Consider the following 12,834-nt stretch of genomic DNA (forward strand, 5'->3'; position numbering starts at 1 on the left):
CCATTGCGCAGTGATCAGCCTGCCAGACCCACGTAAACGTTCTGCACGTCATCATGGTTGTCGATGGCTTCGAGAAACGCTTCGACTTCGGCCATCTGCTCATCGGTCAGGCCGTCCACGGTGCTTTTCGGGCGGTAGCCCAGTTGCGCGGACTGGACGGTGAAACCGAATTCCGGAAGCGCCTTGCAGACTGCGTCCATGTCGGTGGACTCGGTGAGGAACAGCGTCGCGCCTTCTTCACCTGGCTCGAAATCCTGGGCACCGGCCTCGATTGCCGCCAGCTCCGGGTCGGCATCCGCTGCTGCAGGAACAGCCTCGATCATGCCCTGATACAAAAAGTCCCACGAAACCGAACCCGCAGCACCCAGCTGGCCCTTGCGGAACAGCACGCGAATTTCCGAGACCGTCCGGTTGATGTTGTCGGTCAGGCACTCGACGATCACCGGCACGCGGTGTGGCGCAAAACCTTCATAGGTCAGACGCTCGAAGTTGACGCTTTCGCCCAGCAGGCCGGCGCCTTTCTTGATGGCGCGTTCCAGAGTCTCGCGCGGCATCGAGGCCTTTTTGGCCTGCTCGACCACCAGCCGCAGACGCGAGTTCATGTCCGGGTCTGCACCAGCACGAGCCGCGATCATGATTTCCTTGGACAGCTTGCCAAACGTACGTCCCTTGGCATTGGCTGCCGCTTCTTTATGCTTGACCTTCCACTGTGCGCCCATGTCTGCTCTCTTGATTCGCTAGGCGCCTCGCCGCCTGCGTCTGCATGACTCACAGAACGCGGCGCAGGCAAGGCGCTGAAAAAGGGTCACCGGCAAATACCCTGTCCGGCGCGGCGCATTTTATACGCGATCACGGCAGATGAAACCCCCGACAGGCAGATTGGCCTGACGAACTGGCCAAGATGACTATCAATCCGGCCAACGGCACTCATCGTCTTTCCATCAACGCTTGTAGGCTCTTTCCGAAAAACCTTGCAGCAATGCTTTTGTAACCCCGTATTCCGTAACCTTCGCGGCCCCGTTTTTGAAGCTAGAGAGCCCCGCGGATGCGCAAGGACCTGCAAGTGCCCTTCATGCTGGCGATCACCGACTGCCAGCCGGATCTGCATATCATCAGCTTCGCCGGCCATGAAGCCCTCAACGAAACGTATCGCTTCGACATCTGGATGATCGGCAGCGACCCGCAGTGGGATGTGCACAGCCTGCTGCAACGCGAAGCGTTTTTAAGCTTCGGCGAATCCGGCGGCGGCAGGCATGGCCGTATCGAGCATGCGGCCCGGCTCCACAGGGGGGCTCGAATGAGCCTTTACCATCTGATCCTGATGCCTGATCTGCAACAACTGGCGCAGCATCGACATCGCCGCACCTATCAGGACCTTGCGATCCCTCAACTGATCATGCGATTGCTTGAAGCGCACGGCATCGGAGCAAACGCTTACCGCTTCGAGCACATGAACGGCCTTTATCCTGCCAAACCGTTGCACATCCAGTACGACGAAAGCGATCTGCACCTGTTGCAGCGCCTGTGTGAGGAAGAAGGCATGCATTTCCGTTTCGAGCATCGACGGAGCGGCCACCGGCTGGTGTTCTCGGACGACCCAGCCAGCTTTCCGGCGCAGCCATTGCCGGTGCGCTTCAAGCGACCGCAAGCGTCAGGCGCGTTACGAGATACGCTGTTGCACCTGGCCGAGCGACTGGCGTTTGCGCACGTTTCAAAACAAGTCGCCGAGCACCCGCAACCTGCGCATGCACCCTCATCGCTGCACGATGAACATCCTCTGACGATAGCGGCCAATCATGCCTTTCAACCGCCAGGCGTTCGTGGAGCAATCAGTCACCAGGAGGCACTGAGTCGGCAGCGTGGCAGTCGCAGGCTGGAGCGCCTGCGTTGCGAGCGGCGCGATGTCAGAGGCCAAAGCACCGACACCGCCTTACAGTGTGGTGAAGTCATTCAGGTGCTCGATCACCCAGAGCCATTGCTCAACGACCAATGGCTAGTGACCGAAGTCGCTCACGCTGGCAGGCAGTTACAGGTGCTGAAGGGTGTCGCCGCTCATGATGCGCTGGCAATCCTGCGCATCCTCGTGGAAGCGCAACGTTCGTCACCCGAGGCTGAACAGCTGCAAGGCAACGGCTACTGCAACAGTTTCAGGGTAATACCCTGGGCGACGCCGTTTCGCCCCTCGATCAGCCACCCTCGACCTGCGGTCACCGGTGAGCATTTCGCCACATTACAGCGCAACGGCATGCAGCCGGACCCACCCGGATATCGCTCAATCCGCTTCGACTGGCACGTACAGGATCTGGAAGACGAACCCGCACAGCGCTGGCCGTTGGCCGAGGTCGCTTGCGCGGAGGTTCATCGGCTACCGCCGGGCGCACGTGTGTTGGTGCGCTACCTCGACAATCATCCCGAACGGCCGGTGATTTGCGCAGTACTGTCACCGGGTCATGAGCTGGACGGGATGACCGCACAGCCGGCTGGCTGTATTCGAGTGGCGAGCGGTCGGCACTTGCACGTCAATGCCCACGACGGATTGCTGGTACGCGGGCAAACCGCGGCGCTGCAGGTCGACGCGCAACGTATCCTGATCGTGGGCCATGAAGATCAGCAGTCCTTGAAGTCGGGCTGGCGTTTGTCGATAAAGGCGCGCATGCCCTCTTTCTGATCCTGGCTGGCGAAGGCGGCGTGAAAAACCCGGCGCTCGAAGCGAATACCTTCGGCCAGGCTGACCTCGAATGCGCGATTGACGCTCTCCTTGACCATCATCGCCACTGGCAGGGATTTACTGGCGATCACCGCTGCCACTGCCAGCGCTTCCGGCAGCAACTGATCGAGCGGCAGCACGCGGGCCACCAGACCGGCGCGCTCGGCCTCTTGAGCATCGATCAATCGGCCGGTCAGGCACATTTCCATGGCCTTGGCCTTGCCGACCGCGCGAGTCAGTCGCTGCGTACCGCCCATGCCGGGCAACACGCCGAGATTGATCTCGGGCTGTCCGAACCTGGCGTTTTCGGCAGCCAGAATGAAATCGCACATCAATGCCAGCTCACAGCCGCCCCCCAAGGCAAAACCGGCCACCGCAGCCACCACGGGTTTGCGTCGCGCGGCGACCCGGTCGCTTTCACGAAACAGGTCATCGAGATAGATCTGCGGGTAGGACAGGTCGACCATTTCCTTGATGTCCGCACCGGCGGCGAAAGCTTTTTCCGAGCCGGTCAGTACGATGCAGCCGATCGCGCTGTCCGCATCGAACTGGTCGAGGGCATGGTTCAATTCGTTGATCAGGCGCGCATTCAGGGCGTTCAACGCTTGGGGCCGGTTCAGCTTGATCAGACCTACTTTATCTATAACCTCCATGAGAATAGTCTCGTAAAGCATTGATAAATATCCTTTTTATTTAATTAGGCAATTAATATTTTTTATAGAATCAACATTCGATTATTAGATCAAGTTATTGATTAGTAAGGCTAATTCAAAATCTCGACAGCGATTGCAGTAGCCTCGCCGCCGCCGATGCAGATCGCCGCAATGCCGCGCTTGAGCTGTCGACGCTGCAACGCTGCCAGCAGCGTCACGATGATACGCGCACCCGAGGCACCGATCGGATGGCCCAGCGCGCAGGCACCGCCATTGACGTTGACCTTTTCGTGCTCAAGCCCCAGCTCGCGCATCGCCACCAGCGGCACGACGGCGAACGCCTCATTGATCTCGAACAGGTCCACGTCGTCCAGGCTCCAGCCCGTCTTGCCCAGAAGGCGCTGAATGGCCCCTATCGGCGCCGTTGGAAACAGGCCCGGCTGGTCGGCAAACGCCGCGTGCGCATGAAACACCGCCAGAGGCCGCAGGCCACGCCGCCTAGCCTCGGACTGGCGCATCAACAGCAGCGCTGCCGCGCCATCGGAGATAGAGCTGGAGTTGGCTGCGGTGACCGTGCCGCCCTCGCGAAACGCGGGTTTGAGTGTGGGAACCTTGTCCGGACGCGCCTTGGGCGGCTGCTCGTCGTGGGTGATTTGCTTCGACTCTTTGCCTACGGTGACCTGCACCGGCACGATCTCGGCGTCGAAATGGCCTCCGGCAATGGCCTGTTGCGCGCGAGCCAGTGACGCCAGCGCAAAGGCATCCTGCGCCTCGCGAGTGAAACCGTTGAGCCGCGCGCAGTCCTCAGCGAAGGTGCCCATCAGCCGACCTGGCTCATAGGCATCCTCAAGGCCGTCGAGAAACATGTGATCGAGCACTTTGCCATGCCCCATGCGATAACCGCTGCGCGCGCGGTCCAACAGGTAAGGCGCATTGGACATGCTCTCCATGCCGCCAGCCACCACCACCGCAGTCCTGTCTGCCAGCAACAGGTCATGGGCCATGATTGCGGCCTGCATGCCGGAACCGCACATTTTGTTGACCGTGCTGCACAGCGTCGCATGGCTCAGCCCGGCACCCAGCGCCGCCTGTCGAGCGGGTGCCTGGCCGAGGCCTGCCGGCAATACACAACCAAACAGCACGTGCTCCACGTCTGCAGGCTCGATGCCTGCGCGTTCTACAGCGGCACGGATGGCGATAGATCCCAGCGCGGTGGCGCTGAGGCTCTGCAGGTCGCCCTGAAAACCACCCATGGGCGTGCGCAGGGCACTGACAATGACCACGGGGTCTTGATGAGGGGGTGTCCTTTCGATGGACATGGCTATCTCCAGTCTTGTTTTTATAGGTACGGTTTTCTATAGGTACGCGGGAATCATCAACCTGCTGCCGTGCAGACGCAATGGTTGAGGCAGGCAGATTAGCCGCTATCCCGGCATCGTGCCCGACGCGACGAATCTCTCACCACTGGCGAGGTCTGAAGATCACTGAACCTGACGCTGGAGCACACGAATGTCGCTACGCCTGATCCGCGCCCTGCTCTCCGGGCTGCTTATCCTCGGCTTGAGCGCCTGTGCGCTGATTCCCCATCGAGACCCGCTGACAATCAGCGTCGTGGGTATCGAACCCATCCCCGGCCAGGGTCTGGAACTGCGCATGGCGGTCACGTTGCGGGTGCAGAACCCAAACGAAACCGAGATCAACTACAACGGCGTCGCGTTGGACCTCGACGTGAACGACAGACTATTGGCCTCCGGGGTCAGCAACCAGAAAGGCACTGTAGGACGCTTCTCCGAGGCGGTGCTGGTGGTGCCGGTCAGCGTGTCGGCATTCGCTGCCTTGCGCCAGGCACTGGGGCTCAGTCAGAGCCAGCGTCTGGACAATCTGCCCTATACGCTTCGCGGCAAACTGGCTGGCGGCCTGTTCGGCACGATGCGCTTCAGTGACAGCGGCACGCTGGATTTGCGCCAGGCCGAGGGAGATCCCTGGTAACAAGTGATTATGGGTGGCACTGCCTGTCCGGGTTCTGGCAGGGTAAACGGGACGATACAGGTGGCATGCTTTCTGCTCGCTGACTGCAGCGCATGCCCTGCGCCTCCCCACCCTCAAGGAAGATTTGCCAATGACCCCGCAGAATCCGTCAGCACGTTTTTTCCCGACCTTTCTGGCCCTTGTGACGCTGATGTTCAGCCTGTGCATGGCACCGACATGGGCTGCAGAAAAAAGCGCCAAGCGCGGCATTGCCTACGACATCGCCCTGCCCGCCGACCTGAGTGCGTTATCTTCGGGCGTGAGCTGGTGGTACAATTGGAGCCCCAGACCCCATGACCGTCTGGCGTCGTACGATTATGCATCGATGTACGGCGTGGATTTCATCCCGATGGTATGGAACGGCAACGTTGACGACGGGCAGTTGAAGCAATACCTGCTGGCTCATTCAGCCATCCGCTATTTGCTGGTGATCAATGAGCCGAATCTGCTCGACCAGGCCAACATGACGCCCGAAGCGGCAGCCAGCTTCTGGCCGAGGCTGGAACAGATCGCCGCCCAGACCGGCGTAAAACTGGTGGGGCCAGCGATGAACTGGGGAACCATGCCGGGCTACGGCGACCCGGTGGTGTGGCTCGATGCCTTTTACACAGCCTATCGATCGATGAATCAGAATCGGGACCCGCGCATCGATTACCTGGCTTTTCACTGGTACGACTATGGCTTGCCGGGAATGCTCGATCGGCTGTCGAAGTACGGAAAACCCTTTTGGATCACCGAGTTCGCCAATTGGCACGCCCTGGATGACGGTGCGCAGATTGATTCAGTCGACAAGCAGAAGCAGCAGATGGCGGAAATGGTCGCCACTCTCGAGCAGCGCCAGGACGTGTTCAGATACGCTTGGTTCACGGGCCGGATGAACCCTGACCCGCACTTTTCCAGCTTGCTGGACGCTGAGGGCAAGCTGACCGAACTGGGCCAGTATTACCTCTCGCTGCCACACAGCGAGTAACCTCCCGCTGCTCGGCCAACGCGTCTTTGCAGCCTCTCAGCGAGGCCGCGCCGATCTCGGTCAGACCGCTGATGATGTGCTGGGTATAGGGAAATGATTGATCGGGCTCCAGGACTCTTGTCGAGATCAGCAGCCCTTCCCCGACCAGCGTGTCGACGGTTGCCACACAGACGTGGATTGCCGGAGCGCTTGAATACGCGCGCACCAGCTCCCTGTAGATCTGACCGAATGTCAGTTTTTGCGGTTTGCTGAAGCACAGGCGACTGACGATGTGCAGCACTGCAAGGTCCAGCCGTTGTTTTTCGTCACTCACCACTGTTGCCTTTAACTTAATGAAACCTGACGCGCGACCGACTGAATATGCCTGTCGTTTTTCTGCGTCGACACACAGCTTCGGTCAATCGACAATGCACACTTGCACGTCCATTTTTTAAATGGCCACGAATAAAATTAATGACGCCGATTATCAGTCGCGCACGGTAATCCCTGAACAATTCCTTTACAGGTTAATTAAATAACTGGCGCATCCCAATACTTTTATCTCTCGTAACAGGCTTTTTAAAGCGCGCACGAACCGCGAGGATGCAAAGCTTACCAGCCCTCTAAACCTAACGACAATTAGGTTTATCAAAAAACAATAAACCCCTATTTTTCTCCGTTATTTTGGATTTTTATAGCTTTAAAATAGCTATTTTATCTAATTTATGCTTAAAAATGCGCTTAAATTCTCTGCCTTCATCTGGAAAAATCAGATGATAGCCACATGACATCATTTATTAAAATCTTCATTACTCATACTTTAGCGACCGGTGAACTTTTTTCGCTCTCGCTGGACTGAGTGTTCAGCCGAGCAATAGGCGATTACAACAGCCGTCCGTTTTTATCCTGCAAACCATCAATCGAGATTCAATCGATGACTAGATCAATGCTGTCTGTTTTCAGTGCAGTACTTCTGTGCGCGCAAAGTGCCTTAACTTTCGCCGCGGACTCAACTTCCAGCACACCTGCCACCGGGTCCGATCAACAGATCCGGACGCAGGTGGAAGCCAAGCGCGACCAGTTATCAGGCGCCGACAAGATCAAACCGGCTCAACAACAGAGTTCGTCGTCCCTGCTCGAAACGCCGGTGGACACCGACGACGCCCCTGCCCAGGCACAACGACCATGAACAACCTCAATCAACCGATCACATCGACCGGAAGGACACTTGCCTTGTCAGCTTTCAAACAGACCCTGGGCCTGAGTCTGCTGACGTTCAGCGTCATGCAGGCCAACCTGGCACTCGCCGCCGTGACCCCGGCGACCGGCAACGAAGTCGAAGCGCGCGTCAGCTCGATTCTCGACAACATGAACCAGTCGGAAAAAATCAACTTCACCCGCGTCGACGACGGCCACATGATCCCGTCCCTGCTCAAGTGGGGCATCAAGGGCACCGTGGCGTATGACTCGTCCATGGGGGTACACGTCAACAACGCCACGTTCGGCGCGCAATACCCTTCGCAGTCTGCGCTGGCAGCGACCTGGAGCATCAACCGGGCCAAGGAGTTCGGTCTGGCCATCGCTTATGAAACGCGCATTTCCGGCGGTCAGCAGATGCTCTCGCCAGGCGTGAACCTGTACCGGACACCCTACAACGGCCGCTCGGCAGAATACGTCAGCGGTGAAGACCCGTTCCTCGGCGCCGTGCTGGCACCCGCTATCGTCAACGGCATTCAGGCTCAGGGTATCCAGGCCAGCGGCAAGCACTACCTGGCCAACGAACAGGAAGCCAATCGTCAGGCGGTCGACGTCAAGGTCGATGAGCGCACCCTGCGCGAACTGTACCTGCCAGGCTTCGAGTCGATGGTGAAGAACGCCAATGTCGCCTCGATCATGTGTGGCTTCAACAAGATCAACGGCGACTACGCCTGTGAAAACCATCACCTGATCACCGAAGTGCTCAAGGGCGAATGGGGCTATCAGGGTATGGTCATCAGTGACTTCAACGCCATTCATGATGCCTTCAAGGGCGCGTGGGCCGGTACGGACATCGACATGCCCTCCGGCCTGCAGTTTACCGAAGCCAAACTCCTGCCCTACCTGTGGAGCGGGCAACTGACCCAGAACGTGATCGACGACAAGGTCAAACGCAACCTGCGCGGCATCGTCAGCTACGACCTCCAGAACAACCTCAACACCGCCAAGACACTCGAGCATCCGGAATACGGCATGCGTGCCGCGCTGAATACCGCGCGCGAATCCATCGTGTTGCTGCGCAACGAGAACACCGCTGCCGGCAAACCACTGCTGCCGCTGGACCGTTCGGCAAAAATCGCCGTGATCGGCAACTGGGCGCACGACGTACCGGCGTCGCCTTTCGGCACCGCCAATTCCCCGCCCAACAGCTACGTGACCGAGCTGAGCGGTTTGCAGCAACTGGCATCCAGCAGCAGCGATGTCACGTATCTGTCAGAGATGAGCCTGAATCCGGCGAGTTCGGTGTGGTATCAGCCAGCAACCGGCGATAACGGGATCAGCAACGCCGGGGTAAAAGCCGAATACTTCTCCAACACCAGCTTTTCCGGTGACCCGGTGCTGACGCGTGTCGAACCCGGCGTGAACCTGAACTGGACCACCGGCAGCAACGTGACCAACACAGGCAGCACTGCGGTGTCTGGCTTCAGCCCGACACCCGGCGCCTTCTCGGCACGTTTCACCACCACCATCAAGCCCACCATCTCGGGCGCCCAGGCGTTCAAGGTGCGTGCGGACGGCCCATACAAACTCTGGGTCAACGATGAGCTCATCGTGCAGAGCGACGGTGTGCCTTACTCGGGCGATGTGGTGAATGCGCTGACAACGTCGGGGAAAACTGCAGCATTGTCGGCCGGCAAGACCTACACCGTGAAACTGGAATACCAGCGCGTGCAGGGTAATTTCATTCCGGTACTGGGCGGCCTGACAGGCGTGCAGATGAGCTGGGCTGCGTTGCGTCCGCCAAAGGACCTGTCGAAATACGATGCGGTGGTGGTTGCGACCGGGACTACGTCTGAAAACGAAGGTGAAGGTTCCGACCATGGCTTCGATCTGCCGGACCAACAGGCTGAACTGATCAGCTTCGTCGCCAAGGCCAACCCCAACACCATCGTCGTCATGCACGGCGGTGGCGTGGCCAACATGCAGCCATGGGCGAACAAGGTCGGCGCCACGCTGCAAGCGTGGTTCCCGGGTCAGCAAGGCGGTCAGGCACTGGCCGAGATTCTCTACGGCAAGGTCAACCCGTCGGGCAAGTTGCCGGTCACGATCGACAAAAAGATCGAGGATAACCCGAGCTATGCCTCCTATCCGGATCCGGCGGCCTATCGCGGCAGCAACCCGCTGACCGAGATGACCTACAGCGAAGGCCTGTACATGGGTTATCGCGGGTATGACAAGAAACACGCCAAGCCGCTTTATCCGTTCGGTTATGGCCTGTCCTACACCACGTTCAGCTACAGCGACCTGAAACTGTCGACCAACGTGCTGACGCCAGGCTCGACGATCGACGTAAAATTCACGGTGACCAACACCGGCGACAAGGCAGGCTTCGAGGTGGCGCAGTTGTATGTGCAGCCGGTCAAACCTGCTGTGGACCGTCCGGAGAAAGAGCTCAAGGGCTTCACCAAGGTGTACCTGCAGCCGGGCGAGAGCAAGACCGTCAGCGTACCGATAGACTCGCGCTCCCTGGCTTACTACGTCGACAAGACTGCAAGCTGGGACGTCGATGCCGGGAAGTTCAAGATCCTCGTCGGTGCGGATTCGGAGAACCTCACACTCAACAGGACGCTGATCACCCTGTACCCGGAAAAACTGACCACGCGTGACAGCAACCCGCTGCCATTGCCACTGCGCAAGGCAGTCCAGGTCAGCGCGGCACAGACCTACTGATGTACCCCTTCAAGGCTCATGGATGAGCCTTGATATCCCTTCCCAATCGCTGCACGTAGATATCGAAAACCGCCATGACATCCACGTCCTGAGGGCTTCGCAGCCACTGAATCTGCAAGCCGTCCATGACCGAGAAGATCTCCTGGGCCAGGGCTTTGACATTGATATCGCTGCGCACTTCCCCCGCCTCTATCAACCCCTGCAAATGCCCGCGTGCGTGTTCGTGGGTCAGTTGGAATCGTTCAAGGTGCCAGGCCCAGGCCGGGTGCGCCTTCGACAGGCTCTCGGTATTCATCAGCAACGCTGCCTGACACTCCTCGGCATTCTCGATGCTGAAACTCATGCTCAGCTTGAGAAACTTCAGAAACCCTTCGAGCGTCGGCTCGGTGACCAGATCCTGAAAGCGCGAAGTGACCCGCTGGTCCCTGCGCTCCAGCAAGGCCGCGAGTAATGCTTCCTTGTTGGGGAAATGGTGAAGCAATCCGACCGTGGTGATACCGGCAAGCAGTGCAACCTCGCGCATCGACGCACTCGAATAGCCGTCTCTGGCAAAAACAACAGTAGCGGCGTCCAGCAAGGCCTTTCGGCGCATGTCTCCCTTGGGTGCGCGGCGACGCTTGGGTGGAGCCGTTTCTGCGGATTCATTCCCTGATTCTTCGATGACCATAAAAACCTGATAACGCCTTGATTCAATGTGCCCCGATGCTCATGACCGGGGCCCTGCTGGTAAAAAACCGTTTCGCCGTCAGCGACGCCGTGGTGATGGAGATCAGCGCGATGAGCGCATTGCCGGTAAACATGCCGGGCAAGGCGCCGCTGCTGCCGAACCAGTGGGTCCCGGCGAAGACGAACGGCACTGTACCCGCCGTTGCCCTGAGCCAGGCAAACACCGCGACCCACCACGACCTGTTCATGGTGATGAATACCGCGATGGCGACAAAATCCAGACCAATCAGAACCCAGAGACCGCCGCCCCACAAACAAAAGGCCATGAACACGGCGCGGGCTTCGTCCCCCAGTTGGTAGAGGTCGGCGATCATGCCTCCACAAAGCACCAGCACCAGCCACACGGCCAGCCCGTAGCAGACCACCAGTCGCCGGGTAAAAGTGACCGCGGAACGCACGCGATCATCGCGGCCCGCACCAATGTTCTGACCCAGCACCGGAGCCAGCGCGCCAGGCAAGGCAAAAAAAGCGCAGTACGAAAACTGTATGACTCGATCCAGCACGGTCATCGCGGCCAGAGCCGAGGTGCCGAATGCCGAAAGCGAGGCGACAAGATAAGCCAAACCGACTGGCGTCGCCAGATTTGCCGCCATCGCCGGGAGCGCCAGCCTGAAGGTATGCCGCGCGTGCAGGCGCAACAGTTTCAGATGACGCGTGAACACCATGCCTATTCGGCTGCGCACCCAATACAGACCGATGGACGCGGAAACTGCTGCAGACACGGCAAACGCGATACCAGCACCGTCGAGCCCCAGGCCGAGCCCAAAAATGAAAAACGGGTCCGCCACTGCCAGTGTGGCGGCAGCGGACAGCACGACGCCCATGGCCCTACGGTTGTCACCAATGGTTCTGAGCATTTGCGCCGACATCTGCATCACCGCCTGCAACGCGGTAAAAGGCAAAGTCAGCCAGATAAAACTGCGCGCTGCCTCGTAAGTGGCCGCCTCGGCACCCAGCCATCGCATGATCGGCACGATAAACGTCAATTGCGCGGCGGCGGCCAGACCGCTGACCATGATCACCATGAGCATCAGGCTGGCGGTGAGCCTGGGTATCGATCTGGCTGCCCGATGGCCGATGCGTGCAGCAAGCACCGAGGCCCCGGCGATAATCAGGCCGGTTGCCAGCGCGCCGTTGAAAAACATCAGGACCTTGGCAATGCCGACAGCCGCCAGAAGCGCGGGGTCATGCAGCATCGATACGTAGACCAGCGTGAGAATGTCGACCAGAAAGACGGCGAACAGACTCAAGGCACTGGCACTGGCGGTAACGACGATATGGCGCGCTACGCTGCCCTGGGTAAATCTTGCACTGGCTTGGGCCATCAATGTTCTCAAAAGGCCTGACGGGTCAGGAAGGCAAGACCCCCTCACCAGGACACCCTCACGCTGAAGCGTGAAGAATGATCGGCGCGGATTGTCGGGCGCTGTCGGGTTGTGCTGCTACCTGCTCGCCGCCATCAGACGATTCACTTCACTGCGAACCATGTTGGCGTATTCCGGCGGACTCATGGTGTCCAGCTCGGACCGAACCCATTCAGACCACTTGCCCTTGCGCTTGGCGCGCTCGCCCATCAAGCGCGCCGCCTCGCCCTTGGCCTTGCCCAGATTGCTCTGCCACAGTTCGAACAGACGGGATTTTTCGTCTTCGAGAGCGGTACGCTCAGGGAGCGGCCGATTGGCCAGATTGAAACTCATCACAGTCACCTACGGCTAAAAACGGCTGCATCTTACACCCGTAAGGGGCATTGCTTGCAGAGTCTTGCGTCGGGTCATTCAAGCAATTGCAACTTTTAAGGATACGCGAGACTCCATTGAACACTGTTGCCACCACTTGAAAGGAAT

Annotated in this window: 11 protein-coding genes and 1 pseudogene; 5 read left to right on the plus strand and 7 right to left on the minus strand. The window is 59.0% G+C overall.

Annotated features, from left to right (window positions below; genetic code table 11):
- Nucleotides 1-14: 14 nt before the first annotated feature.
- Nucleotides 15-719, minus strand: coding sequence for a YebC/PmpR family DNA-binding transcriptional regulator (locus tag LCH65_RS18660; RefSeq protein WP_003364547.1), 705 nt, complete (start codon nucleotides 717-719; stop codon nucleotides 15-17).
- 326 nt (nucleotides 720-1,045) lie between these two features.
- On the opposite strand from LCH65_RS18660, the gene tssI reads away from it, so the two are divergent.
- A complete protein-coding gene (gene tssI, locus LCH65_RS18665) occupies nucleotides 1,046-2,668 on the plus strand; it encodes a type VI secretion system tip protein TssI/VgrG (protein ID WP_046719292.1) in 1,623 nt (540 codons plus the stop codon).
- On the opposite strand, the gene LCH65_RS18670 is transcribed toward tssI, so the two are convergent.
- Together LCH65_RS18670 and LCH65_RS18675 are read right to left on the minus strand one after the other, a co-directional pair.
- Nucleotides 2,608-3,381 (minus strand): enoyl-CoA hydratase, encoded by a 774-nt coding sequence (locus tag LCH65_RS18670; protein ID WP_058417349.1) that lies wholly within the window; start codon nucleotides 3,379-3,381, stop codon nucleotides 2,608-2,610. The genes tssI and LCH65_RS18670 overlap by 61 nt on opposite strands.
- An 89-nt stretch (nucleotides 3,382-3,470) precedes the next feature.
- Complete coding sequence (locus tag LCH65_RS18675) at nucleotides 3,471-4,679, minus strand: acetyl-CoA C-acyltransferase (RefSeq protein ID WP_058417348.1); 1,209 nt, start codon at nucleotides 4,677-4,679, stop codon at nucleotides 3,471-3,473.
- A gap of 190 nt (nucleotides 4,680-4,869) precedes the next feature.
- Between LCH65_RS18675 and LCH65_RS18680 the strand changes: the two genes are divergently transcribed.
- Entirely contained in the window at nucleotides 4,870-5,349 is a 480-nt protein-coding gene (locus LCH65_RS18680; RefSeq protein ID WP_003411342.1) for an LEA type 2 family protein, read from the plus strand.
- Nucleotides 5,350-5,479: 130 nt separating this feature from the next.
- Entirely contained in the window at nucleotides 5,480-6,358 is an 879-nt protein-coding gene (locus LCH65_RS18685; protein ID WP_058417347.1) for a glycoside hydrolase family protein, read from the plus strand.
- Between the two features lie 37 nt (nucleotides 6,359-6,395).
- Here the strand turns inward: LCH65_RS18685 and LCH65_RS26340 are convergent.
- Nucleotides 6,396-6,692, minus strand: a pseudogene (locus LCH65_RS26340) (hypothetical protein); the annotation flags it as partial.
- A gap of 591 nt (nucleotides 6,693-7,283) precedes the next feature.
- Here LCH65_RS26340 and LCH65_RS18690 point away from each other — a divergent pair.
- The gene (locus LCH65_RS18690; protein ID WP_044309348.1) at nucleotides 7,284-7,526 is read left to right on the plus strand and encodes a hypothetical protein; all 243 of its coding nucleotides are present in this window, start codon (nucleotides 7,284-7,286) and stop codon (nucleotides 7,524-7,526) included.
- On the plus strand, nucleotides 7,523-10,264 hold the full coding sequence (locus tag LCH65_RS18695) for a glycoside hydrolase family 3 C-terminal domain-containing protein (RefSeq protein WP_058417346.1): 2,742 nt from the start codon (nucleotides 7,523-7,525) through the stop codon (nucleotides 10,262-10,264). Before LCH65_RS18690 ends, LCH65_RS18695 begins: the two co-directional genes overlap by 4 nt.
- Before the next feature lie 16 nt (nucleotides 10,265-10,280).
- On the opposite strand, the gene LCH65_RS18700 is transcribed toward LCH65_RS18695, so the two are convergent.
- The 3 genes from LCH65_RS18700 to LCH65_RS18710 form a co-directional block, all read right to left on the minus strand.
- On the minus strand, nucleotides 10,281-10,931 hold the full coding sequence (locus LCH65_RS18700; protein ID WP_004413838.1) for a TetR/AcrR family transcriptional regulator: 651 nt from the start codon (nucleotides 10,929-10,931) through the stop codon (nucleotides 10,281-10,283).
- A 22-nt stretch (nucleotides 10,932-10,953) separates the two neighbouring features.
- A complete protein-coding gene (locus tag LCH65_RS18705) occupies nucleotides 10,954-12,315 on the minus strand; it encodes an MATE family efflux transporter (RefSeq protein WP_058417345.1) in 1,362 nt (453 codons plus the stop codon).
- Between the two features lie 117 nt (nucleotides 12,316-12,432).
- Nucleotides 12,433-12,687, minus strand: coding sequence for a hypothetical protein (locus tag LCH65_RS18710; RefSeq protein WP_003315380.1), 255 nt, complete (start codon nucleotides 12,685-12,687; stop codon nucleotides 12,433-12,435).
- Nucleotides 12,688-12,834 lie beyond the last annotated feature (147 nt).

This window comes from Pseudomonas sp. MWU16-30316, assembly GCF_020515645.1.
GTDB classification, from domain to species: domain Bacteria; phylum Pseudomonadota; class Gammaproteobacteria; order Pseudomonadales; family Pseudomonadaceae; genus Aquipseudomonas; species Aquipseudomonas cerasi.

Excerpts from the sequence above, each read along its gene's own strand:
- LCH65_RS18660 (WP_003364547.1), bottom strand. The coding sequence starts at position 719 with ATGGGCGCACAGTGGAAGGTCAAGCATAAAGAAGCGGCAGCCAATGCC.
- tssI (WP_046719292.1), top strand. The coding sequence starts at position 1,046 with ATGCGCAAGGACCTGCAAGTGCCCTTCATGCTGGCGATCACCGACTGC.
- LCH65_RS18670 (WP_058417349.1), bottom strand. The coding sequence starts at position 3,381 with ATGCTTTACGAGACTATTCTCATGGAGGTTATAGATAAAGTAGGTCTG.
- LCH65_RS18675 (WP_058417348.1), bottom strand. The coding sequence starts at position 4,679 with ATGTCCATCGAAAGGACACCCCCTCATCAAGACCCCGTGGTCATTGTC.
- LCH65_RS18680 (WP_003411342.1), top strand. The coding sequence starts at position 4,870 with ATGTCGCTACGCCTGATCCGCGCCCTGCTCTCCGGGCTGCTTATCCTC.
- LCH65_RS18685 (WP_058417347.1), top strand. The coding sequence starts at position 5,480 with ATGACCCCGCAGAATCCGTCAGCACGTTTTTTCCCGACCTTTCTGGCC.
- LCH65_RS18690 (WP_044309348.1), top strand. The coding sequence starts at position 7,284 with ATGCTGTCTGTTTTCAGTGCAGTACTTCTGTGCGCGCAAAGTGCCTTA.
- LCH65_RS18695 (WP_058417346.1), top strand. The coding sequence starts at position 7,523 with ATGAACAACCTCAATCAACCGATCACATCGACCGGAAGGACACTTGCC.
- LCH65_RS18700 (WP_004413838.1), bottom strand. The coding sequence starts at position 10,931 with ATGGTCATCGAAGAATCAGGGAATGAATCCGCAGAAACGGCTCCACCC.
- LCH65_RS18705 (WP_058417345.1), bottom strand. The coding sequence starts at position 12,315 with ATGGCCCAAGCCAGTGCAAGATTTACCCAGGGCAGCGTAGCGCGCCAT.
- LCH65_RS18710 (WP_003315380.1), bottom strand. The coding sequence starts at position 12,687 with ATGAGTTTCAATCTGGCCAATCGGCCGCTCCCTGAGCGTACCGCTCTC.